General features: G+C 70.9%; 22 protein-coding genes and 1 riboswitch. Of the genes, 10 read left to right on the forward strand and 12 right to left on the reverse strand.

The features are described 5' to 3' along the window. Positions 1 to 4: 4 nt before the first annotated feature. Positions 5 to 655: a hypothetical protein gene (locus QC385_RS04265; RefSeq protein WP_279539908.1), complete on the reverse strand. Its 651-nt coding sequence runs from the start codon at positions 653 to 655 to the stop codon at positions 5 to 7. Between the two features lie 65 nt (positions 656 to 720). After that, complete coding sequence (locus tag QC385_RS04270; protein WP_279539909.1) at positions 721 to 1,221, reverse strand: hypothetical protein; 501 nt, start codon at positions 1,219 to 1,221, stop codon at positions 721 to 723. 37 nt (positions 1,222 to 1,258) lie between these two features. On the opposite strand from QC385_RS04270, the gene QC385_RS04275 reads away from it, so the two are divergent. Continuing rightward, entirely contained in the window at positions 1,259 to 2,653 is a 1,395-nt protein-coding gene (locus QC385_RS04275) for a M1 family metallopeptidase (RefSeq protein WP_279539910.1), read from the forward strand. A 7-nt stretch (positions 2,654 to 2,660) separates the two neighbouring features. Here QC385_RS04275 and QC385_RS04280 read toward each other — a convergent pair whose 3' ends face one another. After that, positions 2,661 to 3,185 carry a GNAT family N-acetyltransferase gene (locus QC385_RS04280; protein ID WP_279539911.1) on the reverse strand — a complete coding sequence of 175 codons (525 nt, stop codon included), beginning with the start codon at positions 3,183 to 3,185 and terminating at the stop codon, positions 2,661 to 2,663. A 92-nt stretch (positions 3,186 to 3,277) separates the two neighbouring features. Then, the gene (locus tag QC385_RS04285) at positions 3,278 to 3,853 is read right to left on the reverse strand and encodes a TerD family protein (protein WP_279539912.1); all 576 of its coding nucleotides are present in this window, start codon (positions 3,851 to 3,853) and stop codon (positions 3,278 to 3,280) included. 146 nt (positions 3,854 to 3,999) lie between these two features. Between QC385_RS04285 and arfB the strand changes: the two genes are divergently transcribed. Beyond that, positions 4,000 to 4,437: an alternative ribosome rescue aminoacyl-tRNA hydrolase ArfB gene (arfB, locus tag QC385_RS04290; protein WP_279539913.1), complete on the forward strand. Its 438-nt coding sequence runs from the start codon at positions 4,000 to 4,002 to the stop codon at positions 4,435 to 4,437. 212 nt (positions 4,438 to 4,649) lie between these two features. Here arfB and QC385_RS04295 read toward each other — a convergent pair whose 3' ends face one another. Next, positions 4,650 to 5,117, reverse strand: a complete 468-nt coding sequence (locus QC385_RS04295) for a GNAT family N-acetyltransferase (RefSeq protein ID WP_279539914.1) — start codon at positions 5,115 to 5,117, stop codon at positions 4,650 to 4,652. 100 nt (positions 5,118 to 5,217) lie between these two features. After that, entirely contained in the window at positions 5,218 to 5,802 is a 585-nt protein-coding gene (locus QC385_RS04300; RefSeq protein WP_279539915.1) for a flavin reductase family protein, read from the reverse strand. A gap of 382 nt (positions 5,803 to 6,184) precedes the next feature. On the opposite strand from QC385_RS04300, the gene cdgB reads away from it, so the two are divergent. Then, positions 6,185 to 7,846 (forward strand): diguanylate cyclase CdgB, encoded by a 1,662-nt coding sequence (gene cdgB, locus QC385_RS04305; RefSeq protein WP_279539916.1) that lies wholly within the window; start codon positions 6,185 to 6,187, stop codon positions 7,844 to 7,846. A gap of 118 nt (positions 7,847 to 7,964) precedes the next feature. Then, entirely contained in the window at positions 7,965 to 8,918 is a 954-nt protein-coding gene (locus tag QC385_RS04310; protein ID WP_279539917.1) for a carbohydrate-binding protein, read from the forward strand. A gap of 12 nt (positions 8,919 to 8,930) precedes the next feature. On the opposite strand, the gene QC385_RS04315 is transcribed toward QC385_RS04310, so the two are convergent. From QC385_RS04315 to QC385_RS04325, 3 genes are all read right to left on the reverse strand, one after another. Beyond that, positions 8,931 to 9,860 (reverse strand): 1-phosphofructokinase family hexose kinase, encoded by a 930-nt coding sequence (locus QC385_RS04315; RefSeq protein ID WP_279539918.1) that lies wholly within the window; start codon positions 9,858 to 9,860, stop codon positions 8,931 to 8,933. Between the two features lie 122 nt (positions 9,861 to 9,982). Next, a complete protein-coding gene (gene nagA, locus QC385_RS04320; protein WP_279539919.1) occupies positions 9,983 to 11,194 on the reverse strand; it encodes an N-acetylglucosamine-6-phosphate deacetylase in 1,212 nt (403 codons plus the stop codon). Continuing rightward, complete coding sequence (locus tag QC385_RS04325; protein ID WP_279539920.1) at positions 11,194 to 12,135, reverse strand: ROK family protein; 942 nt, start codon at positions 12,133 to 12,135, stop codon at positions 11,194 to 11,196. The genes nagA and QC385_RS04325 overlap by 1 nt, the downstream gene beginning before the upstream one ends. A 133-nt stretch (positions 12,136 to 12,268) precedes the next feature. Here QC385_RS04325 and QC385_RS04330 point away from each other — a divergent pair, with 133 nt between their 5' ends. Further along, positions 12,269 to 13,522: an ABC transporter substrate-binding protein gene (locus QC385_RS04330; RefSeq protein WP_279539921.1), complete on the forward strand. Its 1,254-nt coding sequence runs from the start codon at positions 12,269 to 12,271 to the stop codon at positions 13,520 to 13,522. A gap of 35 nt (positions 13,523 to 13,557) precedes the next feature. After that, a complete protein-coding gene (locus QC385_RS04335; RefSeq protein ID WP_279539922.1) occupies positions 13,558 to 13,803 on the forward strand; it encodes a DUF3263 domain-containing protein in 246 nt (81 codons plus the stop codon). Positions 13,804 to 13,914: 111 nt separating this feature from the next. On the opposite strand, the gene otsB is transcribed toward QC385_RS04335, so the two are convergent. The 3 genes from otsB to QC385_RS04350 form a co-directional block, all read right to left on the reverse strand. Beyond that, entirely contained in the window at positions 13,915 to 14,763 is an 849-nt protein-coding gene (otsB, locus tag QC385_RS04340; RefSeq protein ID WP_279539923.1) for a trehalose-phosphatase, read from the reverse strand. Between the two features lie 6 nt (positions 14,764 to 14,769). Next, a complete protein-coding gene (locus QC385_RS04345) occupies positions 14,770 to 16,158 on the reverse strand; it encodes an alpha,alpha-trehalose-phosphate synthase (UDP-forming) (protein ID WP_279539924.1) in 1,389 nt (462 codons plus the stop codon). A 73-nt stretch (positions 16,159 to 16,231) separates the two neighbouring features. Then, a complete protein-coding gene (locus tag QC385_RS04350) occupies positions 16,232 to 17,176 on the reverse strand; it encodes a glucosyl-3-phosphoglycerate synthase (RefSeq protein ID WP_279539925.1) in 945 nt (314 codons plus the stop codon). Positions 17,177 to 17,331: 155 nt separating this feature from the next. Then, positions 17,332 to 17,486, forward strand: a riboswitch (SAM riboswitch). A 15-nt stretch (positions 17,487 to 17,501) separates the two neighbouring features. Here QC385_RS04350 and thrC point away from each other — a divergent pair. The 4 genes from thrC (at position 17,502) to groL (ending at position 22,471) form a co-directional block, all read left to right on the forward strand. After that, positions 17,502 to 18,788, forward strand: coding sequence for a threonine synthase (thrC, locus tag QC385_RS04355; RefSeq protein WP_279539926.1), 1,287 nt, complete (start codon positions 17,502 to 17,504; stop codon positions 18,786 to 18,788). A 111-nt stretch (positions 18,789 to 18,899) separates the two neighbouring features. After that, on the forward strand, positions 18,900 to 19,175 hold the full coding sequence (locus tag QC385_RS04360) for a ubiquitin-like small modifier protein 1 (protein WP_010035955.1): 276 nt from the start codon (positions 18,900 to 18,902) through the stop codon (positions 19,173 to 19,175). A 447-nt stretch (positions 19,176 to 19,622) separates the two neighbouring features. Continuing rightward, the gene (locus QC385_RS04365) at positions 19,623 to 19,826 is read left to right on the forward strand and encodes a cold-shock protein (protein ID WP_010035953.1); all 204 of its coding nucleotides are present in this window, start codon (positions 19,623 to 19,625) and stop codon (positions 19,824 to 19,826) included. Between the two features lie 1,022 nt (positions 19,827 to 20,848). Next, positions 20,849 to 22,471: a chaperonin GroEL gene (groL, locus tag QC385_RS04370; RefSeq protein WP_279539927.1), complete on the forward strand. Its 1,623-nt coding sequence runs from the start codon at positions 20,849 to 20,851 to the stop codon at positions 22,469 to 22,471. The last annotated feature ends 16 nt before the right edge of the window (positions 22,472 to 22,487 follow it).

Raw genomic sequence — 22,487 nt, forward strand, 5'->3', positions numbered from 1 at the left:
CCGCTCAACTCGTACCAGCCCAGGTCCCCGCCCGTTCCGGGCAGTCGTAGGACTGGTGCAGTGCGATCAGGGCGTTGATCAGGCGCGGGTCCACCTCGTGGCTCAGCAGCTGGTAGTCCTCGGCCACCGCGCGGAAGACGAGATGGGCGCGGCGTGAGGTGTCGCGCCAGATGACACTGCGCGGCGGTCCGAAGCCGTCGCCGTCTCCCGCCAGAAGAGCCCAGATCAGCAACAGCAGGTAGACCGGAAATCCCACAGGCCACCACAGCGCCCACCACACCAGACGGCCCTGGTACCCCTGGAGGGCGGGGCCGGCCACCGGCGCGACGGTCCAGCGCTCGCGGCCCCAGCGGAAGGCGCGGCGGCGCCGCAGCGTGATCCGCCCGAGCGGCGCGCCGTGGGGGTCCAGCACGTGGTACACCGCCGGGCGCCCGCTCAGCCGGGAACCCAGGGCCTGCTCCGTGACCACGCGGGCGACCGGCGTCCCGTCCTCGGCGCGCAGATGGAAGGCCCGCAGCGAGCGGAGCCGGTCGGGCGCGGGACTGCCGGGGTCACGGCACAGCCGGACGGAGGTGCCCTGCCCCGGTCCGTCGCCGACGACGGCCGGTGGGTGCACCCTGTAGTCCAGCCCGTAGGTCACACGCCCCTGCGTCATGCTCCCGCTCTCCCCGTGTCAGGTAATGATCACGGACAAGGTTGTCACCGCGGTCTCGGCGCCGGTCAGGAGACCCTGGGGAAACGCGCCTGGAGCGTCCAGATCGCCGGGTTCTCGGCGAGGTCGTCGTGCAGGTCGGTGAGATCGGCGATCAGGTCGTGCAGGAAGTCCCGGGCCTCGCGGCGCAGTTCGGTGTGGGAGACGGTGAGCGGGGGCTCCTCCGCGGGCATCCAGTCGGCCTCGATGTCCACCCACCCGAAGCGGCGCTCGAACAGCATCCGGTCGGTCGACTCGGTGAAGTCGAGCTCCGCCCGCTGCGGCCGGGACGCCCGCGAGCCCGCCGGGTCCCGGTCGATCCGCTCCACGATGTCGCACAGCGCCCACGCGAAGTCCAGCACCGGCACCCATCCCCAGGCTGTGGACACCTCGTGGTCGGTCTTGGTGTCCGCCAGGTAGACGTCGCCGCAGAACAGGTCGTGCCGCAGGGCACGGACGTCCGCACGGCGGTAGTCGGTCTGCGGCGGGTCGGGGAAGCGGTTGGAGAGGGCGTAGCCGATGTCGAGCACGGATGTGATGGTGTCACGCGCCCGTAGGATCGCGACCGTGGCCCGATCTGTACGTCTTGTCCCCGCGCTGACCGCCGTCCCCCTCGCCCTCGCCCTCACCGCGTGCGGCGGAGTCCACGGCACCCCGGGCGGCTCCGGCGTACGCGACCCCTACTTCCCGAAGGCCGGCAACGGCGGCTACGACGTCACCCACTACGGCCTGCGCGTCGACTACGACCGGGACGCGCACCACCTCACCGGCACGGCCACCGTCACCGCCCGGGCCACCAAGGCCCTCTCCGCCTTCAACCTCGACCTGCTCGGCCTGGAGGTCGGGAAGGTCACCGTCGGCGGTGAGACCGCCCGCTGGAACCGTGCCGGGCAGGAGCTCACCGTCCGGCCGGCCGAGGACATCGACCGGGACGAGACGTTCCACGTGACGGTCCGTTATTCGGGGGCGCCCGAGACCGTCACCGACCCGGACGGCTCACGGGAGGGCTGGCTGCGCACCTCGGACGGGGCGCTCGCGCTGGGCGAGCCGACGGGGTCGATGGCGTGGTTCCCGGGCAACCACCACCCCTCCGACAAGGCGTCGTACGACCTGACGGTGACCGTGCCGCGAGGGCTGCGGGCCGTCTCCAACGGGGAGTTGCGGAGCGAGAGGACCGCGCGGGGACGTACGACGTTCGTGTGGCGCACCGCCGAGCCGATGGCGAGCTACCTCGCCACACTCGCGATCGGCGACTTCGGGATCACCCGGTCCACCGCCCGGGACGGTCTGCCCGTGTACACGGCCGTCGACCCGGTGGAGAAGGAAGGGAGCCGCGCGGTGCTCGCGCGCATCCCCGAGGTCCTGCGCTGGGCGGAGCGGCGATTCGGCCCGTACCCCTTCTCCTCCACGGGCGCGATCGTCGACCGCGCGGCCGACATCGGCTACGCCCTGGAGACCCAGAGCCGTCCCGTCTTCCCCGGCGCTCCCGACATCACCTTCCTCGTCCACGAACTCGCCCACCAGTGGTACGGCGACTCCGTCACGCCGGAGAGCTGGCGGGACATGTGGCTCAACGAGGGCTTCGCGACGTACGCGGAGTGGCTGTGGGAGGAGGACCACGGCGGCGAGACGGCGCAGGAGACCTTCGACGCGCTGTACGACGGCGGGGAGAAGACCTACGAGGACCTCTGGTCCTTCCCGCCCGCGGAACCCGTGGACGCCGCGCACATCTCCGGGGCCCCCGTCTACCAGCGTGGTGCCATGGTCCTCCACAAGATCCGCCGGACCGTCGGTGACGAGGCGTTCGGCGACCTCCTCCGGGGGTGGGCGGCGGACCGTCGCCACGGGAACGCCGACACTGCCGACTTCACGGCGTACGTCGAGGAGCAGGCGCCCGGAAAGGACTTCGACGGCATCTGGGAGGACTGGCTGTACGGGGAGGGGAAGCCGGAGCGGGCCTGAGCACCTGCTAGGTCGCCGTGAGTTCCTTGCGGAGCACCGCACACGGGCGCTTCATCTGCCGGTCCTCGCGGTGGTCGATGACCTCGTAGCCGAGGGCGGTCCAAAAGCCCAGGGCCTTCGAGTTGTCGTCGAGGACGGCGAGGCGTGCGGCGGTGCGGTGCGCCGCGCGGAAGCGGTCCTCCACGAGGGTGGCCAGGCGGCGGCCGTGGCCCTGGCCGTGCAGGCCGGCGTCCACCAGCAGGAGGCCGATCCACGGGTCCGGGTCGGCCGGGTCGGGGTGGTGGGCGAGGGTGATCGCGATCCCGGTCAGGTGGCCGAAGCTGCGGGCGAGCAGGATCTCGGTGCCGGGCTGGGCCCATTCCTCCGACAGGGCGTGTGCCACTTGCTCCGGACGGATGTCGTGCGGGTCGGGGAAGTCGCCGGTGAGGGTGTGGAACGCGTGGTTGGACGCGTAGAGGGCCGTGAGCTCCGCGAGGAGGGGTTCGGGGAGTGACCGGCCGGGGGGTGGCGGGAGCAGGAGGTCGAGGATCACGCCGGGAACGTATCGCGGGCGGGGTGGGGACGGGGAAGCCCCCGGGCCGGTGGACCGGCGCCGGGGGCTTCAGCCACGGGTGAGGGCGTCCGTCAGACGTTCACGCCGAAGTCCTGGGCGATGCCGACCAGGCCCGAGGCGTAGCCCTGGCCGACCGCCCGGAACTTCCACTCCGCGCCGTTGCGGTACAGCTCGCCGAAGACCATGGCCGTCTCCGTGGCCGCGTCCTCCGACAGGTCGTAGCGGGCGATCTCGGCGCCGCCGGCCTGGTTGACGATGCGGATGTAGGCGTTGCGCACCTGGCCGAAGTTCTGCGAGCGGTTCTCGGCGTCGTAGATGGACACCGGGAAGACGATCTTGTCGACGTCGGCCGGGAGGCCGGCGAGGTTGACGTTGATCGCCTCGTCGTCGCCGGCGCCCTCACCCGTGCGGTTGTCACCGGTGTGGACGATCGTGCTGTCCGGGGTCTGCTTGTTGTTGAAGAACACGAAGTGGGCGTCGGAGTAGACCTTGCCCTGCGTGTTGACCGCGATCGCGGACGCGTCGAGGTCGAAGTCCGTGCCGGTGGTGGTGCGGACGTCCCAGCCGAGGCCCACGGTGACAGCGGTCAGGCCCGGAGCCTCCTTGGTGAGCGAGACGTTGCCACCCTTGGACAGGCTTACAGCCATTGTTGGGAGTCCCTTCCCTCGTTTACGTACGGCAAAGAAGCTACAGCTACCCCCATGAACGTGGAGAGGGGTACGCGAGGTTCCAGCTCCTTTACTTTCTTTACGCGCGATTATTCGGATGACGTGGACGGGACAGGAGCGGGAACATGGACGGCATGTCTGGTCCCCACGTCATCCGCGGCTCCGTCTCCCTGCCCGAGTCCGAGCTCATGTGGCGTTTCTCGCGGTCCTCGGGGCCCGGCGGACAGCACGTCAACACCAGTGACTCGAAGGTCGAGCTCAGCTTCGACCTGGCGAGGACCGAGGCGCTGCCCGAGGTGTGGAAGCAGCGGGCGCTGGAGCGGCTGGCCGGGCGCCTGGTCGACGGAGTCGTCACCGTACGTTCCTCCGAGCACCGGTCCCAGTGGCGCAACCGCGAGACCGCCGCCGTACGCCTCGCCGCGCTCCTGGCCGAGGCCACCGCGCCGCCGCCCAAGCCCCGCAGGGCGACCCGGATCCCCCGGGGGATCAACGAGCGGCGGCTGCGGGAGAAGAAGCAGCGCTCGGAGACCAAGCGCGGCCGCAACGGCCAGAACTGGGGCTAGGGCGTGTCCGCAAAGTCCCGTCGTCCGCCCGGAGGGCGGGCCTCGCGGCGTCCGGTGCGTGCTCTGGGGGTCTCCCCGGCCGAAGGCTGGGCGAGTGCCGGGCGGACGCCCGCGTACTGGTTGTACGTGGGTGTTCGCCCGGTGCGGCGAGAGGGCGTGCCGGGCGTCGCGGGGCAGGCGGGACTTTGCGGACACGCCCTAGGGGCGTCCCCCTAGGTCAGCCCGAGCACCCCCACCGTCTGGCCCCCGCTGGTCTCCCCGTTCGTCTGGAAGCCGAGACCCAGGTAGAAGCCCTCCGGGCCGTCGGGGCCGGGATGCCAGGTGACGTGGAACTGCTTGGTGCCGCGCCGGCGGAGTTCCTCCGCGACGGACTCGACGGCGAAACGGCCGTACCCCCGGCCCTGCTCCCCGGCGGCGATGTTCAGCCGCCACAGGCCCGAGCGCAGCACGCTGCCGTCCTCGTACCAGTCGATGTCGAGGAAGGCCATGAGGAACCCGACCGGGCGGTCGCCGTCGACGATCAGGCGGGGCCAGGCGACGCCGGGATGCACATAGGCCTCGGCCAGGGACTTCACGACCGGGGCGACCGCCTGTTCCTGGTCGGGGCGGACGCGGATCCCGAGCGCGGCGTCGAGGTTCTGGGCGGTGATCTCTTCGAGGTGAGGGCCCGTCGTTGTCATGCGCGCACCCTAGGTACGCCGATCAGCCTGGGCCACCGGATTTTCGCCTCATCCCGGGGCCACCGGATTCCGTCTCACCCCGGACCACCGGATTTCCGCCTCACCCCAGGTGCCGGTACCGCCCCCGGAAGTACGTCAGCGGCCCCCCGTCGGCGCTCGGGACGCGGGCCGTCAGGACGCGGCCGATGACCAGGGTGTGATCGCCGGCGCGCACCCGCTGCTCGGTGCGGCACTCCAGGACGGCGAGGGCGCCGCCGACCAGGGGCGCGTCGGTGTACTCGCCGCGGGTGTAGGGGATGTCCGCGAAGAGCAGGCGGTCGCTGACGCGGCCCTTCATGGCGAAACGGCCCGCGATGTGCCGCTGGCTCTCGGAGAGGACCGAGACCGCCCACAGCTCCTGCTCCTCGAGCAGCTCGTCCATGCGGGAGCCCTCGCGCAGGCTCACCAGCACCAGGGGCGGGTCCAGGGACACCGACATGAAGGCCGTGGCCGTCATGCCCACGTCCTCGCTGCCCGGCGCCGAGGGGTCGTCCGGGTCGAGCGGCGGCTCCTGCGCGGTCACCAGGACCACGCCCGAGGCCAGCCGGGACATGGCGGCGCGGAACTCGTCGTTGCTCACCCCCTCAGCATGCCCGGAGGCGGGCGGCGGAATGATCGCGGACGTGGCGGTGGGAGTGTTCGGCACATACGAAACGCTAATCTCCGTCCCGTGCGCCCCGCATCGGGCTCCCGCCCGATCACGGTCGTAGGACCCGCGACGGACCCGCGACGGACCCGCGACGGACCCGCGACGGACCCGCGACGGACCCCCGAGGGCTGCCGAAGAACGCCGAGGAAATATATGTGCGCAACCTGACAAAGTTTGCGTTCGGCGGACGCACGTGAAGAACGCAGAAACTCCACTCAATTGTTCAGGTTTGCCTGTGACTTGAGTCACAAGGGGCAGTAATTGTTGACCCTGTGTACCGAGTGAGCAGCGCGCTGTGATTCAGTGGCTGGGAAGCTGCCAGGACGATACGCCGATGAGAACCCTTGATTCGCAGCGAGGTCTCGGGGGGAGGGCGAGCATGGAGACCGAGTCGGAGCCCTACGTCCGCCTTGCGTCCCTGCGACAACTGCACCAGGTCATGGCCGACATGAACACGGCCCGCAGCCTGGCGGACACCCTGCAGACCGTCGCGGAGGGCGTCGTCGCCGCCCTCGGGTACGAGCTGGCGTGCGTGAACCTCGTACGTCCCGACGGCGACCTCGTCGTCGCCGCCTTCGCCGGGAACCCGGCCGCCGAGGCCCTCATCACCGGACGTGTCGGCTCGCGCGACTCCTGGGAACGCCGCCTCGGCATGGGCGAGCACTGGGGCGACCTGGTGTTCATACCGCACACCGAGGGCTGGGTCCTCGACGACGACGACGTCCCGCAGTGGTACACCGACGGCCCCGCCCCCCGCTTCGAGGACGAGTGGCACCCGGCCGACCGGCTCTTCGCGCCCATGTACGCGCCCGGCCCGCAGGGCAACGCGGCCTGCGGCGAGCTGATCGGGGTGCTGTCCGTGGACCGGCCGCGCAACGGCCGCCGCCCCGGTGCCTGGGGTCGCGAGGCGCTCCAGATGTACGCCTTCCAGGCCGCCATCGCGATCAGCAACGCCCGGCTGCGCGCCAACATGCAGCGGGCGCTCGTCCGGCTGGAGCGCGAGCAGCAGGCGCTGCGGGCCAGTGAGGAAAGCTTCAGGCAGGCCTTCGAGTACGCCCCGTCCGGCATGGCCATCGCCGAGATGGGCGGCGACCAGCACGGCCGGATCCTGCGCACGAACGACGCCCTGTGCCGGCTGCTCGGCCGCCCCGCGTCCGCGATGCGCCGCTACTCGTTCTCCGACCTGGTCCACCCCGAGGACATAGGCACGCTCCTGCGCACCTCCGCCGAGGGCGGCCGCGCCGAGCTCCGCCTCGGCCGCCGGGACGGCACCTACGTCTGGGTCAGCCTGCGCAACAGCGTGGTCGCGGACGCCGCCGACGGCCCGCGCTTCCTCCTCACCCACGTCGAGGACATCGAGGAGCGCAAGCGCCGCGAGCTCCAGCTCGCCCACCGCGCCTCCCACGACTCGCTCACGGGCCTGCCGAACTCCGCCGAGCTGCGCTCCCGCCTGTCCGCCCGGCTGTGCCAGCGCGCGGCGAACCCGCACCCCGGCGTCGTCGAGTCCCACGACGCGGCCTACGGCCACCCCGCCTTCGACGCGATCGGCCACGCCTTCGACTTCGGGCCGAGCACCGAGCCGTTCGACGCCTACGACCACCACGTGCACACCGTCGCCCCGGACGGCGACCACGACGACGGCACCAAGGGCCTCGCCGTCCTCTTCTGCGACCTCGACGGCTTCAAGTCGATCAACGACCGGTTCGGGCACAACGCGGGTGACGCGGTTCTCATCGAGGTCGCCCGCCGGCTGAGCAACGGCGTCCGCGACGGCGACACCGTCGCCCGGCTCGGCGGTGACGAATTCGTCATCCTCGCCGACGGGCTCGGCCGTGCCGACGCGCAGGACCTCGCGGTCCGTCTGCGGAACGAGATCATCCAGCCCATCCGCGCCGAGGGGCGGGCCGTCCGGGTCGGCGCCAGCTTCGGCATCGGATGGGCACACTGTGGAATGACCGCGGACGAAGTGTTGAAATCCGCTGACGAGCGGATGTACGTCGAGAAACGATCTCGTCCCAAACAACACAGACGCGCGGGCTGAGCCCCAGGTCAGCGAGTGGATGCGGTCTGAGTCACCCGTTTGGGTCACTGGGAGCGGGTAGGCTCGCTCTCTCACGACCCGTACCGCACGCACCGCACCTGACTGAGGAGACCAAGGGATGACGCCCGGCAACAACGGCGCGAGCACGCCCGAGGACGACGACCCGTTCGGTTATCTCTACGCCGACGGGCAGGCCAACGGGGCCCAGCCGCCGTCCGGGGGCGGCTACGGCTACCCGAACTCGGTCAACCGGGTGCGGGCGGTCGGCACACGCCAGTACGGCCAGCAGCCGCAGAACACGCAGACGGCGCCCTATGGGCAGGTCCCCCAGCAGCAGGGCGGCTACAACCAGCCGAACGCGCACTACGCGGCACCGGAGACGCTGCCCGGCGGTGCGCCGACCACCCAGCAGCAGATCGCGGGCGGCGGCGGTGGCCGGGGCGGCCGCGGCCCGAACACCAAAGGTCTGCTGATCGGCGCGATCGCGGTGGTCGCCGCGGTCGTCATCGGCATCGGCGTGGCCATGCTGGGCGGCGAGAAGGACAAGGACCAGCCCGACGACCAGGCGGGCACGACGCCGACGCAGTCCCAGAACGCGAAGCCGAGCCCGTCGCCGAGCAAGGCCGGCGAGAGCAAGGTCGACCTGCCGACGATCGACGCCAAGGCCCTGCGCCTCGGCGGTGGCGCGACCCTCGCCCAGGACGTCAAGGGCGCCCAGTCCGACGGCGGCATCTACGTGGGGAACCTCAACCAGCCTGGTTCCTCGGTCACCTGGACGGTCAACGGCGTCCCCAAGGACGGTGCCTACACCGTCTTCGCCCGTTACAGCACGGTCGACGAGGACCAGGAGATGACGCTCACCGTCAACGGCAAGCCGTTCGGCGACAAGCTGAACCTGGGCAACTTCACGCACACCTCGGACGGCGACTTCACCAAGGGCTGGACGAAGACCTACGCCTGGCCGACCCTCAACAAGGGCACCAACACGATCACGGTCTCTTGCGGAGACGGCGACAAGTGCAATGTCCTGCTGGACCAGCTGTGGCTGAAGGCTGGGCAGGTCAAGGACTAGGGCGGTCCTGAATCAGGCCGCGCTGACCTCCCCCGTCACCGCCACCCGCCCCAGCAGCTCCTCGTACACCCCTCGATCGAACTCCCCGGCCACCGGCGCTGCCACCGTCGCTGCCGACAGCGCCACCGCCCGGATCAGGCGATCCGGCCAGGTGAGGTGTTCGACCAAGCCCGACAGCAGGCCCGCGACCGCCGAGTCGCCCGCGCCCGTCGGGTTGCCTCGGACGGAGGTCGGTGGGGTGGCTCGCCAGCGGCCGTCCCGGGTGACTGCCAGGAGGCCCTCGGGGCCGAGGGACGCGACCACCGCGCCCGCGCCCCGGCGGCGGGCGTCCTGTGTGGCGCGCAGGGGCTCGTGGGAACCGGTCAGTTCCGCCAGTTCGTCGGCGTTCGGCTTGATGATGTCCGGGCGGGCCGCGACGCCCCGGCGCAGGGCTTCGCCGCTCGTGTCCAGGAGGACCGGGACACCGGCGGCTCGGGCGGTCCGGACCAGGCCGGCGTACGCACCGACCGGCACGCCCGGTGGGAGGCTGCCGCACAGGGCCACCGCCGAGGCGGACGGGAGCAGGTCCTCGTAGGCCTCCTGGAAGGCCGACCACTCGGTGGGCGTGACCATCGGGCCCGGTTCGTTGAGCTGCGTCGTGTCGCCGGTCTGCTCGTCGACCACGGCGATCGTGCGGCGGGTCGCGCCCGAGACCGGGACCAGCGCGTCCGCCACGCCCGGCACCGACGCGAGCCGCTCCCGCACGACCCGCCCCGTCGCACCGCCCGTGAAACCGGTCACCGCCACCTCGTGCCCGAGGGCCGCGAGAACCCTGGCCACGTTGACGCCCTTGCCGCCGGGGCGTTCCGTCACCTCGGAGACCCGGTGGGAGGCGTGCGGCCTGAGGGACCGTACGCGGTAGGTGATGTCGAGAGCGGTGTTCAGCGTGACCGTGAGGATCACCTGGGCCGACCTCCCCCGAGAATGCGCTTGCCGCCGTGAACTTTCCGGAGCTCGATCATGCCAAAGAGACGGCGGTCGGCCCAGTCCTGGAGCCGGCCACCGTCTCTCGACCGCGGGACGGATCAGTGCAGTTGGGGACCGACGACCCATTCCCCCCGGCGCATGACGCCCTTGAGGTCGTAGTCCGCGTCCAGGAGCACCAGGTCCGCGTCCTTGCCGGGCTCCAGGGAGCCGATCCGGTCGGACATGCCGAGGAGGCGGGCCGGGGTGGCGGAGAGAGCCGTCACCGCGTCCTCGACGGACAGGCCGTCGACCGTGACCGCCCGCTTGAAGGCGCGGTCCAGGGTGAGGGTCGAGCCGGCGATCGTGCCGTCCGTCAGCAGGCGGGCCACGCCGTCCGCGACCTCCACTTCCAGCGGGCCGAGCCAGTAACGTCCGTCGCCGAAACCGGCCGCGTCCATCGCGTCCGTGATGAACGCCACCCGGCCCGCGCCCGCGCGGTGGAACGCCAGCTGGAGTGCGGCGGGGTGCAGATGCGTGCCGTCGTCGATCAGCTCGATGGCGACCCGGTCGTCCTCCAGGAGCGCGGCGATCGGGCCGGGGGAGCGGTGGCCGAGCTGCGGCATCGCGTTGAAGAGGTGGGTGGCGACCGTCGCGCCCGCGTCGATCGCCTCGACCGTCTGCTCGTACGTCGCGTCGGTGTGGCCGATCGCCGCGATCACGCCGTGTTCGGCCAGCAGGCGTACGGAGTCGATGCCGCCGGGCAGTTCGGTGGCCAGCGTGACCATCTTCGCCCTGCCCCGGGCCGCGTCGATCAGCTTGCGGACCTCCGCCGGGTCCGGGTCGCGCAGCAGTTCCTCGGAGTGCGCGCCCTTGCGGCAGGGGGAGATGAACGGTCCCTCGAAGTGGATTCCCGCGATCTCGCCCTGCTCGGCCAGCTCGCTCAGCAGGCCCGCGCGCTCGGTGAGGAAGTCCATGTCACCGGTGACGGTCGAGGCGACCAGGGTGGTCGTGCCGTGCAGGCGGTGGGTGTGGATGCCCTTGAGGACGTCCTCGACCGACCCGGAGGTGAAGGAGGCTCCGCCGCCGCCGTGGTTGTGGATGTCGACGAAGCCGGGGAGTACGTAGTGGCCGGTTACGTCGATGACCTGGGCGTTTTCGGGAGCCATTCCTGTGATGCGGGTGCCGTCGATGGTCACCTGGCCGTTTTCGACGGTTCCTGTGGGGAGGACCACAGTTGCGCCGGCGAGGACCGTGGGGGCTCCTGACGTCGCGGGGTGCGGATGGTTCGTGGCTGGTCGCGCAGTTCCCCGCGCCCCTGGGTGGGCTGCCATCAGGGCGTTACCTCCATACGGTCGGTCGATGCCAGAAGATCCCAGGCCAGCAGGCCCGCCCCCAGGCAACCGGCGCTGTCCCCCAGCGCCGCGGGGACGATCGACGGCTGTTTCTGGAAGGTGATGCGGTGACGGATGGCTTCCCGTAGCGGTGTGAACAGGGTTTCTCCCGCCTCGGCGAGGCCACCGCCGATGATCAGGACCCGTGGGTCCAGCAAGGTGAGGGCCGTGACCAGCCCGTCGGCCAGGGCGTCGACCGCCCCCTGCCAGACGGCCCGCGCCTTCGGGTCGCCGGAGTCCACCGCCTTCGCGCAGTCGGCCGCGTCCGCGCCCGGGTCGCCGGAGGCCGTCGCCCAGGCCTCGCTCACGGCCGCCGCCGAGGCGAAGCGCTCCAGGCAGCCGTGCTGCCCGCAGGGGCAGGGGGATCCGCCGGGGCGTACGACGATGTGGCCGATCTCGCCCGCGAAGCCGTGCGCGCCCGCCTCGACCCGGCCGTCGACGCCGATGGCGCCGGCGATGCCGGTGCCCAGTGCCACGAACAGGAACCGGTCCGCGCCCCGGCCCGCGCCGACCCGGCCCTCGGCGAGGCCGCCGGTGCGCACGTCGTGGCCGAGGGCGACCGGGACGCCCAGCCGCTCCGCCAGCAGGTCGCGCAAGGGGACGTCGCGCCAGCCGAGGTTCGCGGCGTAGGCGGCGACGCCCCGCGCCTCGTCGACGATGCCGGGGACGGCCACGCCGGCGGCGGCCGCGGGCGTGCCGAAGTGCTCGGCGCCGTACGCGCGCAGCTCGGCGGCGAAGTCGAGGATGCCCGCGACCACGGCGTCCGGTCCGTGCTCGCGCGCGGTGGGGCGGCGGGCGCGGTGCAGCAGCTCGCCCTCCGGTCCGGCCAGGGCGGCCTTCATTCCGGTGCCGCCCACGTCGAGGGCGATGACATGTCTCACGGGAACAGTGTGACCCGGGGACCCGCGAGAGGTCTAGTCCACTCGCGTGGTGTAGACCTTATTCCGATTATCGAAAGCTTTCGTTGGCGGTTCACGCCAGGGTTGGGGAAGAACAGCGGTGCAGCGGCGGCGGATGGCAGGAACGATCGCGGTGGTGTCCGCACTGGGCATGACGGCGGTCATCGGCGGCTGTGGCGTGACGGGCGGCTCCGCCGACGTGACCCTGAAGCTGGTCGCCGCCGACTACGGCGACAGTGCGGCCAACAGCTCCAAGAAGTACTGGGACAAGCTGGTGGAGGAGTACGAGGCCGACAACCCCGGGGTGAAGATCGACGTCAGCGTCTACTCCTGGAACGACGTCGACCGCAAGGTCAGGGAGATGGTCGCCGCCGGTGACCCGCCGGACATGGCGCAGATCGGCGCGTACGCCGACTACGCGGCGCAGAACCAGCTCTACAAGGCCGACGACCTGCTCTCCATACCCGTGCAGGCCGACTTCGTCGGGCAGCTGGCCTCCGCGGGACAGGTCAAGGGCGTGCAGTACGGCATGCCGTTCGCCTCCTCCACGCGCGTGCTCTTCTACAACAAGACCCTCTTCGCCAAGGCCGGCATCACCCCGCCCGAGACCTGGGACGACCTGGCCGACGACGCCGAGGCGCTCAAGGACGAGGGCGTGAAGTACCCCTACGCCCTGCCCCTCGGCCCGGAGGAGGCCCAGGCCGAGACGATGCAGTGGATGCTCAGCGGCGGGGGCGGCTACGCCGACACCGTCGGAAGCTACGGCATCGACTCCCCGGAGAACATCGACACCTTCTCCTGGCTGAAGAACGAACTGGTCGCCAAGGAGCTGACCGGGCCGGTCGCGCCCGGCGAGCTGAACCGGGCCGCCGCGTTCTCCGCCTTCGCCGAGGGCGAGGTCGGCATGCTCAACGGCCACCCGTCCCTGATGAAGATGGCCGCCAAGCGCGGTGTCGAGTACGGCATGGTGCCGACGCCGGGCAAGGAGGGGCCGAGCAAGTCCACGCTCGGTGTCGCCGACTGGATGACGGCCTTCCGGAAGAACGGCCACCGCGACCAGGTCGGAGACTTCCTCGACTTCGTCTACAGCGAGAAGAACGTGCTGGCCTTCTCCCGCGAGTACGACCTGCTGCCGGTCACCAGCTCCGCGTCCGCGACCATGGCCGCCTCCGGCCGGGACCGGCACCTCAAGCCGTTCCTGGAGGAGCTGGTGTCCTCCGAGCTCTACCCGGTCGGCAAGACCTCCTGGGCCGACGTCAGCGCCCAGGTCAAGAAGCAGATCGGCAAGGCCGTCGCCCCCTCCGGCAGCCCCTCGGGCGTCCTGGGCCACCTCCAGGCGGTGGCGACCCGGGCGGAGAGCGCGGAGTAGTCCCGCTGTCGGTGGCGGGCGTTACGGTGCCTGGCATGGACGAGGACACGGGTGACGAGCGGCTCGGGCGCAGGGAGCGGGACATCCTGGCGCTCGAACGCCGCGGTTTTTCCGGGCCCGGCGCGAAGGAACGGGCCATACGAGAGGAGCTGGGCCTCGCCCCCGTGCGCTACTACCAACTCCTCAACGCCCTGCTGGACGACCCCCGGGCCCTGTCCCACGACCCGGTGACGGTGAACAGGCTGCGGCGGATACGGGAGACGCGCCGGGCGGAGCGCTAGGGCCTGTCGTTTGGATCAGGTCGCGGGGAATCGACGGCATCTCGTCAGCGCCGGTGCGCGTGCCAGGCCCCGCGTCTGCGACCTGATCCAAACGACAGGCACTTGGACGCGTCAGCCGAGCCGGTCCGCGAGCTCGCGCAGCAGGCGTACGACACCCTCCGGGCCGTCCACCACCACGTCCGCCCGCTCCCTCAGCTCGGTCACCTCGTCGCTGCCGCTGCACACCAGCAGGCCCGGGGTGCCGTCCGAGCGGAGCTTGTCGACGGCCGAGTAGGCGGGCAGGTCGCCCAGGTCGTCGCCGGCGAAGAGGACGGACCCGGCGCCGATCTCCCGGGCGAATCCGGTGAGGGCGGCGCCCTTGTCCATGCCGGGCGGGCGGAGTTCGAGGACCATCCGGCCGGGCTCCACGATCAGGCCGTGGCGGCCGGCCAGTCCGGCGAGCGGTTCGCGCAGGGAGTCCAGCGCGGCCTGCGGGTCGGCGGCCCGGCGGGTGTGCACGGCCACCGCCCGTCCCTTGTCCTCGATCCAGGTCCCCTGTGACGCGCCGAACCGGTCGAGGAGCTCGGGCAGCTCGGTGCGGACCGCGGCGACGCCGGGATGCGGCTCGGGGGCGCTGATCTCGCCGGTGCGGGCGTCCCAGCGCTCGGCGCCGTAGTGACCGAGGACCACGAGGTGTTCCAGGCCCGGGACGTCCGCGAAGCCGCCGTTGCGCACCGCGACCTCGGCCGGCCGCCCGGTGATCACCGCCACGGCGGCCACCTTCGGCGCGAGCGCGGCCAGCGCGGGTACGGCGTCCGCGTGGGCCCGGGCCTGCTCGGGGTCGGCCACGATCGGCGCGAGCGTCCCGTCGAAGTCGAGGCCGATCAGGGCCTTGCCCGGGTGGGCGAGGAGGACGTCCAGACCTTCCTGGCCGGCTTTCGTGGTGGGCACCGGCAGCGGGGAGTCCGTGGGACCGGTCATCGGTGATCAGCCCCTCAGCGCGTCGAGCTGGTCCAGGAACCACTGCGCCGGCGGCAGCGCGGTGGCCGCCGCGGACAGCCGCTTGCTGCGTTCCGCGCGTTCCTCCGGGCCCATCGAGAGCGCCTCGTGCAGGGCCGCCGCCGTCCCCGTCACGTCGTACGGGTTCACCACGATCGCGTCCTCGCCCAGCTCCTCGAACGCCCCGGCCTCCCGCGACAGCACCAGCGCGCAGCCCGCGTCGGAGACGACCGGGACCTCCTTGGCGACGAGGTTCATGCCGTCCCGGATGGGATTGACGAGCGCCACGTCGGCCAGCCGGTACGCGGCCAGGGAGCGGGCGAAGTCGTCCTTGAGATTGAGGACGACCGGGGTCCACCCCGGCGTCCCGTACTCGGCGTTGATCTCCTCCGAGAGCCGCCGCACCTCGGCCGTGTAGTCCCGGTAGACCGCGAGGTCCTGCCGCGAGGGATAGGCGAAGGCCACGTGCACCACGCGCTCGCGCCACTCGGCGTGGGTCTCGAGCAGCCGGCGGTAGGCCAGCAGGCCGCGCACGATGTTCTTCGACAGCTCCGTGCGGTCGACCCGGACGATGGTGCGGCGGCCCTCGCCGATCTCCTCCCGGAGCGCGGCCATCCGCTCCTCGACGTCCGCCTCGTGCGACCGCTTCCGCAGGAAGTCCGCGTCGGCCCCCAGCCCGTGCACGCCGATCCGCGTGCCGCCGAGCCCGCCGGCGAACCGCTCGGCGCACGCGGTGAACGCGTCCGCCCAGCGCTGCGTGAGGAAGCCCAGCCGGTCCGCGCCCAGCATGCCGCGCAGCACCTGCCCGGCCACGTCGTCCGGCAGCATCCGGAAGTACTCGGGCGGCGCCCACGGCGTGTGCGAGAAGTGGCCGATCCTCAGGTCGGGCCGCAGCTCGCGGAGCATGCCCGGCACCAGCGTCAGGTGGTAGTCCTGCACCACCACCGCCGCGCCCTGCGCCGCCTCCTCGGCCAGCGCCTCGGCGAACGCGCGGTTGTACGTCTCGTACGACGTCCACTGGCGCCGGAACTCCGCGTCGAAGACCGGCTCCAGCGGCGTCTGGTAGAGCATGTGGTGGACGAACCACAGCACCGAGTTCGCGATGCCGTTGTACGCGTCCGCGTGTACGTCGGCCGGGATGTCCAGCATCCGTACGCCGTCCTCGCCGACGCCCCGCCGGACCGCCTCGCGGTCGCCGTCGGACAGCGCCGAGCAGACCCACAGGGCGTCCGCGTCCGAGCCGATCGCGGACAGCCCCGAGACCAGCCCGCCGCCGCCCCGCTTGGCGTCCAGCGAACCGTCCTCGCCCACCGAGTAGGAGACCGGGCCACGGTTGGAGGCCACCAGCACCTGTGCAGCACCGTACGTTGAAGCCATAGCCCTCAACCTAGCCCGGCCCGGAAACGCTCAAACGTACGGACCTGACCCACCCGGCCGAAAACGGCCCCGGTCAGGCCGCCCTCCGCGCCTGGTACTCGGCGATCTCCGCCATCGGCGGACGCTCCTCGGTGTCCACGGAGTAGGTGCGCGGCTCGAAGCCGTCGCCGCCCCGCTCGAACTGCGTCAGGGACGGCCGGATCAGATGCCCGCGGGCCAGCCGCAGCTGGGCCGTGCGGTAGATCGCGGCGGCCATCCGGCCCAGCGCCTGCCCGTCCTGGTGCCGGTGCTTGCGCACGCCGATGTCCACCTGGGCGAGGGCGTCCAGGCCCACCAGGTGCAGGGCGTCGACCAGCATCCCCAGCTCGACGCCGTACCCGACGGGGAAGGGCAGCTGCTCCAGCAGCGAGCGGCGGGCCGCGTACTCGCCGCCGAGCGGCTGCACGAAGCCGGCCAGCTGCGGCCAGTGCATGTTGAGCAGCGGGCGGGCCATCAGCTCCGTGACCCGGCCGCCCTGCCCGGCAGCGCCGCCGAGCGGACGGTCGTACATGCCCTTCACCAGGTCGATGTCCGGGTCGGTGAGCAGCGGGCCCACGATTCCCGAAACGAAGTCGGACGAGAAGTCCCTCAGATCCGCGTCGATGAAGCAGACGATGTCCCCGCTGGTGACCAGGAGGGACCGCCACAGCACCTCGCCCTTGCCGGGCACGGGCGGGACGCGCGGGAGGATCTCGTCGCGGTGCACCACCGTCGCGCCCGCGGCGGCGGCCACCTCCGACGTACGGTCGGTCGACCCCGAGTCGACGACGACCAGTTCGTCGACGAGCGGCACCTGCCGCATCAGGTCGTGGCGGATGACGGCGGCGATGTCGCCGACCGTCTCCTCCTCGTTCAGCGCGGGCAGCACGACACTGACGGTCCGGCCCGTGCGTTGCTTGGCGGCGAGGATCTGGTGGAGCGGGCGATCGGTCGCGGACCAGGAACGGGTGCTCAGCCAGCGCTCGACTTCTTCCAGCACCGTGGCGGCTCCTCTGCGTACTCTCGGCGGGACGGACTGTGAGCCATCTCGCGGTTCGGACGACTATCTCAACTGTCCTGGTCGTCGGTTACAGTCTTGAACAACGCGGATGACCATCGCATGTCCGGGGTCAGCCGTTGTTTACAACCGAATACAGCTCATCCAGAGGGGCAGAGGGATACGGCCCGATGAAGCCCCGGCAACCCTCCAGCCGATACTCGTAGGTCACTGTCGACCGCTCCGCGAGGTCCCGGCTCGGGAAGGTGCCAAATCCGTCTCACGGCGAGATGCGTCGTGAGGAAGATGAGGAAGGGCCTCGCCTCACATGGCTGTGCAGACTGTTGCAAGCACCACTGACTCCACCGTAGACCTCGGTCCCGCCGCGGCGCTGAGCTGCCGCGAGTGCGGTCACCGCGTACCCCTCGGCCCGGTCTTCGCGTGCGAGGAGTGTTTCGGCCCGCTGGAGATCGCCTACGACTTCTCGGCCTACGACACCGAGGAGCTCCGCAAGCGGATCGAAGCGGGCCCCGCGAACATCTGGCGCTACGCCCCGCTGCTGCCGGTCCCGGCCGACGTGGCGACCAAGCCGAACATCAACCCGGGCTGGACCCAGCTCGTCAAGGCCGACAACCTCGCGCGCGAGCTGGGTGTCGACGCCGGCAAGCTCTTCATCAAGGACGACTCCGGCAACCCGACGCACTCCTTCAAGGACCGGGTCGTCGCCCAGGCCCTGGAGGCCGCCCGCGCCTTCGGCTTCACCACGCTGTCCTGCTCCTCCACCGGCAACCTCGCCGGCGCCGTGGGTGCCGCGGCGGCCCGCGCCGGCTTCCGCTCCTGCGTGTTCATCCCGCACGACCTGGAGCAGGGCAAGGTCGTCATGGCCGCGGTCTACGGCGGCGAGCTCGTCGGCATCCAGGGCAACTACGACGACGTGAACCGCTTCTGTTCCGAGCTGATCGGCGACCCGGCGGGCGAGGGCTGGGGCTTCGTCAACGTCAACCTGCGGCCGTACTACGCCGAGGGCTCCAAGACCCTGGCGTACGAGATCTGCGAGCAGCTCGGCTGGCAGCTGCCCGACCAGATCGTCGTGCCGATCGCCTCCGGCTCGCAGCTCACGAAGATCGACAAGGGCCTTCAGGAGCTGATCAAGCTCGGACTGGTCGAGGACAAGCCGTACAAGATCTTCGGCGCGCAGGCCGAGGGCTGCTCGCCGGTGTCGACGGCCTACAAGGCCGGCCACGACGTCGTGCGCCCGCAGAAGCCCGACACGATCGCCAAGTCGCTGGCGATCGGCAACCCGGCGGACGGGCCGTACGTGCTCGACATCGCGCGCCGCACGGGCGGTGCGGTGGAGGACGTGAACGACGAGCAGGTCGTCGACGCGATCAAGATCCTCGCCCGGACCGAGGGCATCTTCGCGGAGACCGCCGGTGGTGTGACCGTGGGCGTGGCGAAGAAGCTGGTCGAGAACGGGGTGCTCGACCCGTCGTTGACGACCGTGGTGCTGAACACGGGGGACGGTCTGAAGACGCTGGATGCGGTGGCCGGCACCGGGCTCACCGCGACCATTCGGCCGAGCCTGGAGTCGTTCCGGGAAGCCGGTCTCGTCTGACCGTCGTTCGCTGCGGGCCAGTGGGGGCCGGTCGCGCCCACGCGGCGGAGCCGCACATTCAACCCAGCCCCGCGCCCCTGAGGCCTGATTCCCACCGGAGGTTTTGAAGTCATGAGCGTCACCGTTCGCATCCCCACCATCCTGCGTACCTACACCGGCGGCCAGGCCGAGGTCGCCGCCGAGGGCGCGACCCTCGGCGAGGTCATCGCCGATCTGGAGAAGAACCACACCGGGATCGCCGCCCGGGTGCTGGACGACCAGGGCAAGCTGCGCCGGTTCGTCAACGTGTACGTCAACGACGACGACGTGCGGTTCGAGCAGGGGCTGGAGACGGCGACGCCGGACGGTGCCGGGGTGTCGATCATCCCCGCCGTCGCCGGTGGCTGAACCGGTCGACCGGCTTGATTATTACCTTCGGTAACGGCGGTTACTGAGAGCTCATCGAATTGCCCCCTCCGTAAGAGAAGCGGAGGGGGCAATTCTGTGTGATTGAGCGCGGTACAGTTGGGGAACGCAGCGCCGATCTCCTGATCGGGAGCCCTTAATTCCTGCCGCGCGCCCGACAAGATGTAGCCAAAGTGTGTGCGTCTTTCGCGGCTTTTGTTCCTTTTGTGTGGCCCGACTTGCCCTGAAGTCGGGCGAATTCTCCCCACATTCCGGATCCTGCGCGTCCAGAATTCTCGTCCGATTGACCTGTTGCAGACGGCAGTTGGACAGATACATTCAGCCGCGGTCGACGCGTTCCGGCGCACGCCCCCAACCGTGGGGGGTGAGGTCTGACCCGGGTCCGCGAAGTGTGGATCTGTGCAAGGGCCAGTAATAGGGGAGTTAGGCATGGCTCAGGGCACCGTCAAGTGGTTCAACGCGGAGAAGGGGTACGGCTTCATCGCGGTCGACGGTGGTGCGGATGTTTTCGTCCACTACAGCGCGATTCAGATGGACGGCTACCGCACCCTGGAAGAGGGCCAGCGGGTCGAGTTCGAGATCTCGCAGGGCCAGAAGGGACCGCAGGCCGACATGGTTCGCGTCTCTGCCTGAACGCGCACCACGACCAAGCGCAAGCGACCGGTCTTCTCTGAAGGGCCCGCACCCCACGGGGTGCGGGCCCTTCGGCCTGTTCGGGGCCGGCAGTCCGGGGTGGCGGGGTGGCGGGTGCACCGGGCGACTGCTCGCCGAGGTCCGCCGTGCCCGAGGTGTTTCGGAGTCCGTCCTGGTGCGGGGGTGCCGTGGTCCGGCGGGCTCCAGAATGGCATGCTCTCCGGACCGGTTCGGGGTCGGCGGCGGGGTGCCGGGCGGCCGCTCGCCGAGGTCCGCCGCTCGCCGAGCTCTGCCGCGCCCGAGGTCCGTAGCTCGTCGAGGTCCGCCGCGCCGAGGACCGCTGCGCGAGGTCTGCCGGGCCGAGGACCGCTGCGCGAAGTCCGCCGCGCCCGAGGTCCGCCGTGTCCGAGGTGTTTCGGAGTCCGTCCTGGGGCCGTGGTCCGGCGGGCTCCAGAACGGCATGCTCTCGGGGCCGGTTCGGGGGTCGGCGGCGGGGTGCCGGGCGCGCCGGGTGGCCGCTCTCCGAGGTTCGCCGCGCCGAGGACCGCTGCGCGAGGTCTGCCGCGCCGAGGACCGCTGCGCGAAGTCCGCCGCGCCCGAGGTCCGCCGTGCAGACGTGCTTCGGAGTCCGTCGTGGGGCGGGCGTGCGGTTCGCGCCCCGGGTCGGCTCGCTTCCGGACCCGCTCGCGCCTGCCTCGGCCGCGCCGCGGCAGTGGGCCCGGGTCTTTCTCGGCTCGCCCGATCCGCCGTCGTGCCACCCCCGCGGCCTGCGGATCGGGCCCGGTGTCCCCCTGTTCGCCGGGGGCTGAGCGGGTCGCCGTATCCCGAGAGCCGCTTGCACTCGCCATGCCCGAGTGCTAATCATTGCGTTAGCACTCTGAAGGTGAGAGTGACAACGTAAGGACCGGGTCGGTGAGGCCCGCAGGCCAGGTGGGAAGGAACCACGGGGTCAGCGAGCCGTCCGTCGCGGGCGCGGGCGCGGTCCGAAGTAATCACCCCCAGTCCTGGAGGGACCACTTCACATGGCCAAGATCATCGCGTTCGACGAGGAGGCGCGGCGCGGCCTCGAGCGCGGCATGAACCAGCTCGCGGACGCCGTCAAGGTGACCCTCGGCCCCAAGGGCCGCAACGTCGTCCTCGAGAAGAAGTGGGGCGCCCCCACGATCACCAACGACGGTGTCTCCATCGCCAAGGAGATCGAGCTCGAGGACCCGTACGAGAAGATCGGCGCCGAGCTGGTCAAGGAAGTCGCCAAGAAGACGGACGACGTCGCCGGTGACGGTACGACCACCGCGACCGTTCTCGCCCAGGCCCTGGTCAAGGAAGGCCTGCGCAACGTAGCCGCCGGCGCCAACCCGATGGCCCTCAAGCGCGGTATCGAGAAGGCCGTCGAGGCCGTCTCCGCCGCCCTGCTGGAGCAGGCGAAGGACGTCGAGACCAAGGAGCAGATCGCCTCCACGGCCTCCATCTCCGCCGCCGACACCCAGATCGGCGAGCTCATCGCCGAGGCCATGGACAAGGTCGGCAAGGAAGGCGTCATCACCGTCGAGGAGTCCCAGACCTTCGGTCTGGAGCTGGAGCTCACCGAGGGTATGCGCTTCGACAAGGGCTACATCTCGGCGTACTTCGCGACCGACATGGAGCGTATGGAGGCCGTCCTCGACGACCCGTACATCCTGATCGCGAACTCGAAGATCTCCAACGTCAAGGACCTGCTCCCGCTCCTGGAGAAGGTCATGCAGTCGGGCAAGCCGCTGCTGATCATCGCCGAGGACGTCGAGGGCGAGGCCCTGTCGACCCTGGTCGTCAACAAGATCCGCGGCACCTTCAAGTCCGTCGCCGTCAAGGCCCCGGGCTTCGGTGACCGTCGCAAGGCGATGCTCCAGGACATCGGCATTCTCACCGGCGGCGAGGTGATCTCCGAGGAGGTCGGCCTCAAGCTGGAGAACGCCACGATCGACCTCCTGGGCAAGGCCCGCAAGGTCGTCATCACCAAGGACGAGACCACCATCGTCGACGGTGCCGGCTCCGCCGACCAGGTCCAGGGCCGGGTCAACCAGATCCGCGCCGAGATCGAGAACAGCGACTCGGACTACGACCGCGAGAAGCTCCAGGAGCGCCTGGCGAAGCTGGCCGGCGGCGTGGCCGTCATCAAGGCCGGTGCCGCCACCGAGGTGGAGCTCAAGGAGCGCAAGCACCGCATCGAGGACGCCGTGCGCAACGCCAAGGCGGCCGTCGAGGAGGGCATCGTCGCCGGTGGTGGCGTGGCCCTGCTCCAGGCCTCCCAGGTGTTCGAGAAGCTGGAGCTCGAGGGTGACGAGGCGACCGGCGCCAACGCCGTGAAGCTCGCCCTGGAGGCCCCGCTGAAGCAGATCGCCGTCAACGGTGGTCTCGAGGGCGGCGTCGTCGTGGAGAAGGTCCGCAACCTCCAGGTCGGCCACGGCCTGAACGCCGCGACCGGTGAGTACGTCGACATGATCGCCGAGGGCATCATCGACCCGGCGAAGGTGACCCGTTCCGCTCTGCAGAACGCCGCCTCCATCGCCGCGCTGTTCCTCACCACCGAGGCCGTCATCGCCGACAAGCCGGAGAAGAACGCCGCGCCCGCCGGCGGCGGCATGCCGGGCGGTGACATGGACTTCTGATCGACCCGGTCGATCA

The sequence above is a fragment of the Streptomyces sp. DH10 genome (genome assembly GCF_029813805.1).
In the GTDB taxonomy this organism is placed as follows: domain Bacteria; phylum Actinomycetota; class Actinomycetes; order Streptomycetales; family Streptomycetaceae; genus Streptomyces; species Streptomyces coeruleofuscus.

Bases quoted from the DNA above. Each gene is read 5' to 3' on its own strand.
- QC385_RS04265 (WP_279539908.1), bottom strand. From the start codon at position 655: ATGACGCAGGGGCGTGTGACCTACGGGCTGGACTACAGGGTGCACCCA.
- QC385_RS04285 (WP_279539912.1), bottom strand. From the start codon at position 3,853: ATGGCTGTAAGCCTGTCCAAGGGTGGCAACGTCTCGCTCACCAAGGAG.
- arfB (WP_279539913.1), top strand. From the start codon at position 4,000: ATGGACGGCATGTCTGGTCCCCACGTCATCCGCGGCTCCGTCTCCCTG.
- QC385_RS04295 (WP_279539914.1), bottom strand. From the start codon at position 5,117: ATGACAACGACGGGCCCTCACCTCGAAGAGATCACCGCCCAGAACCTC.
- cdgB (WP_279539916.1), top strand. From the start codon at position 6,185: ATGGAGACCGAGTCGGAGCCCTACGTCCGCCTTGCGTCCCTGCGACAA.
- QC385_RS04310 (WP_279539917.1), top strand. From the start codon at position 7,965: ATGACGCCCGGCAACAACGGCGCGAGCACGCCCGAGGACGACGACCCG.
- nagA (WP_279539919.1), bottom strand. From the start codon at position 11,194: ATGGCAGCCCACCCAGGGGCGCGGGGAACTGCGCGACCAGCCACGAAC.
- QC385_RS04330 (WP_279539921.1), top strand. From the start codon at position 12,269: ATGGCAGGAACGATCGCGGTGGTGTCCGCACTGGGCATGACGGCGGTC.
- QC385_RS04335 (WP_279539922.1), top strand. From the start codon at position 13,558: ATGGACGAGGACACGGGTGACGAGCGGCTCGGGCGCAGGGAGCGGGAC.
- otsB (WP_279539923.1), bottom strand. From the start codon at position 14,763: ATGACCGGTCCCACGGACTCCCCGCTGCCGGTGCCCACCACGAAAGCC.
- QC385_RS04345 (WP_279539924.1), bottom strand. From the start codon at position 16,158: ATGGCTTCAACGTACGGTGCTGCACAGGTGCTGGTGGCCTCCAACCGT.
- thrC (WP_279539926.1), top strand. From the start codon at position 17,502: ATGGCTGTGCAGACTGTTGCAAGCACCACTGACTCCACCGTAGACCTC.
- QC385_RS04360 (WP_010035955.1), top strand. From the start codon at position 18,900: ATGAGCGTCACCGTTCGCATCCCCACCATCCTGCGTACCTACACCGGC.
- QC385_RS04365 (WP_010035953.1), top strand. From the start codon at position 19,623: ATGGCTCAGGGCACCGTCAAGTGGTTCAACGCGGAGAAGGGGTACGGC.
- groL (WP_279539927.1), top strand. From the start codon at position 20,849: ATGGCCAAGATCATCGCGTTCGACGAGGAGGCGCGGCGCGGCCTCGAG.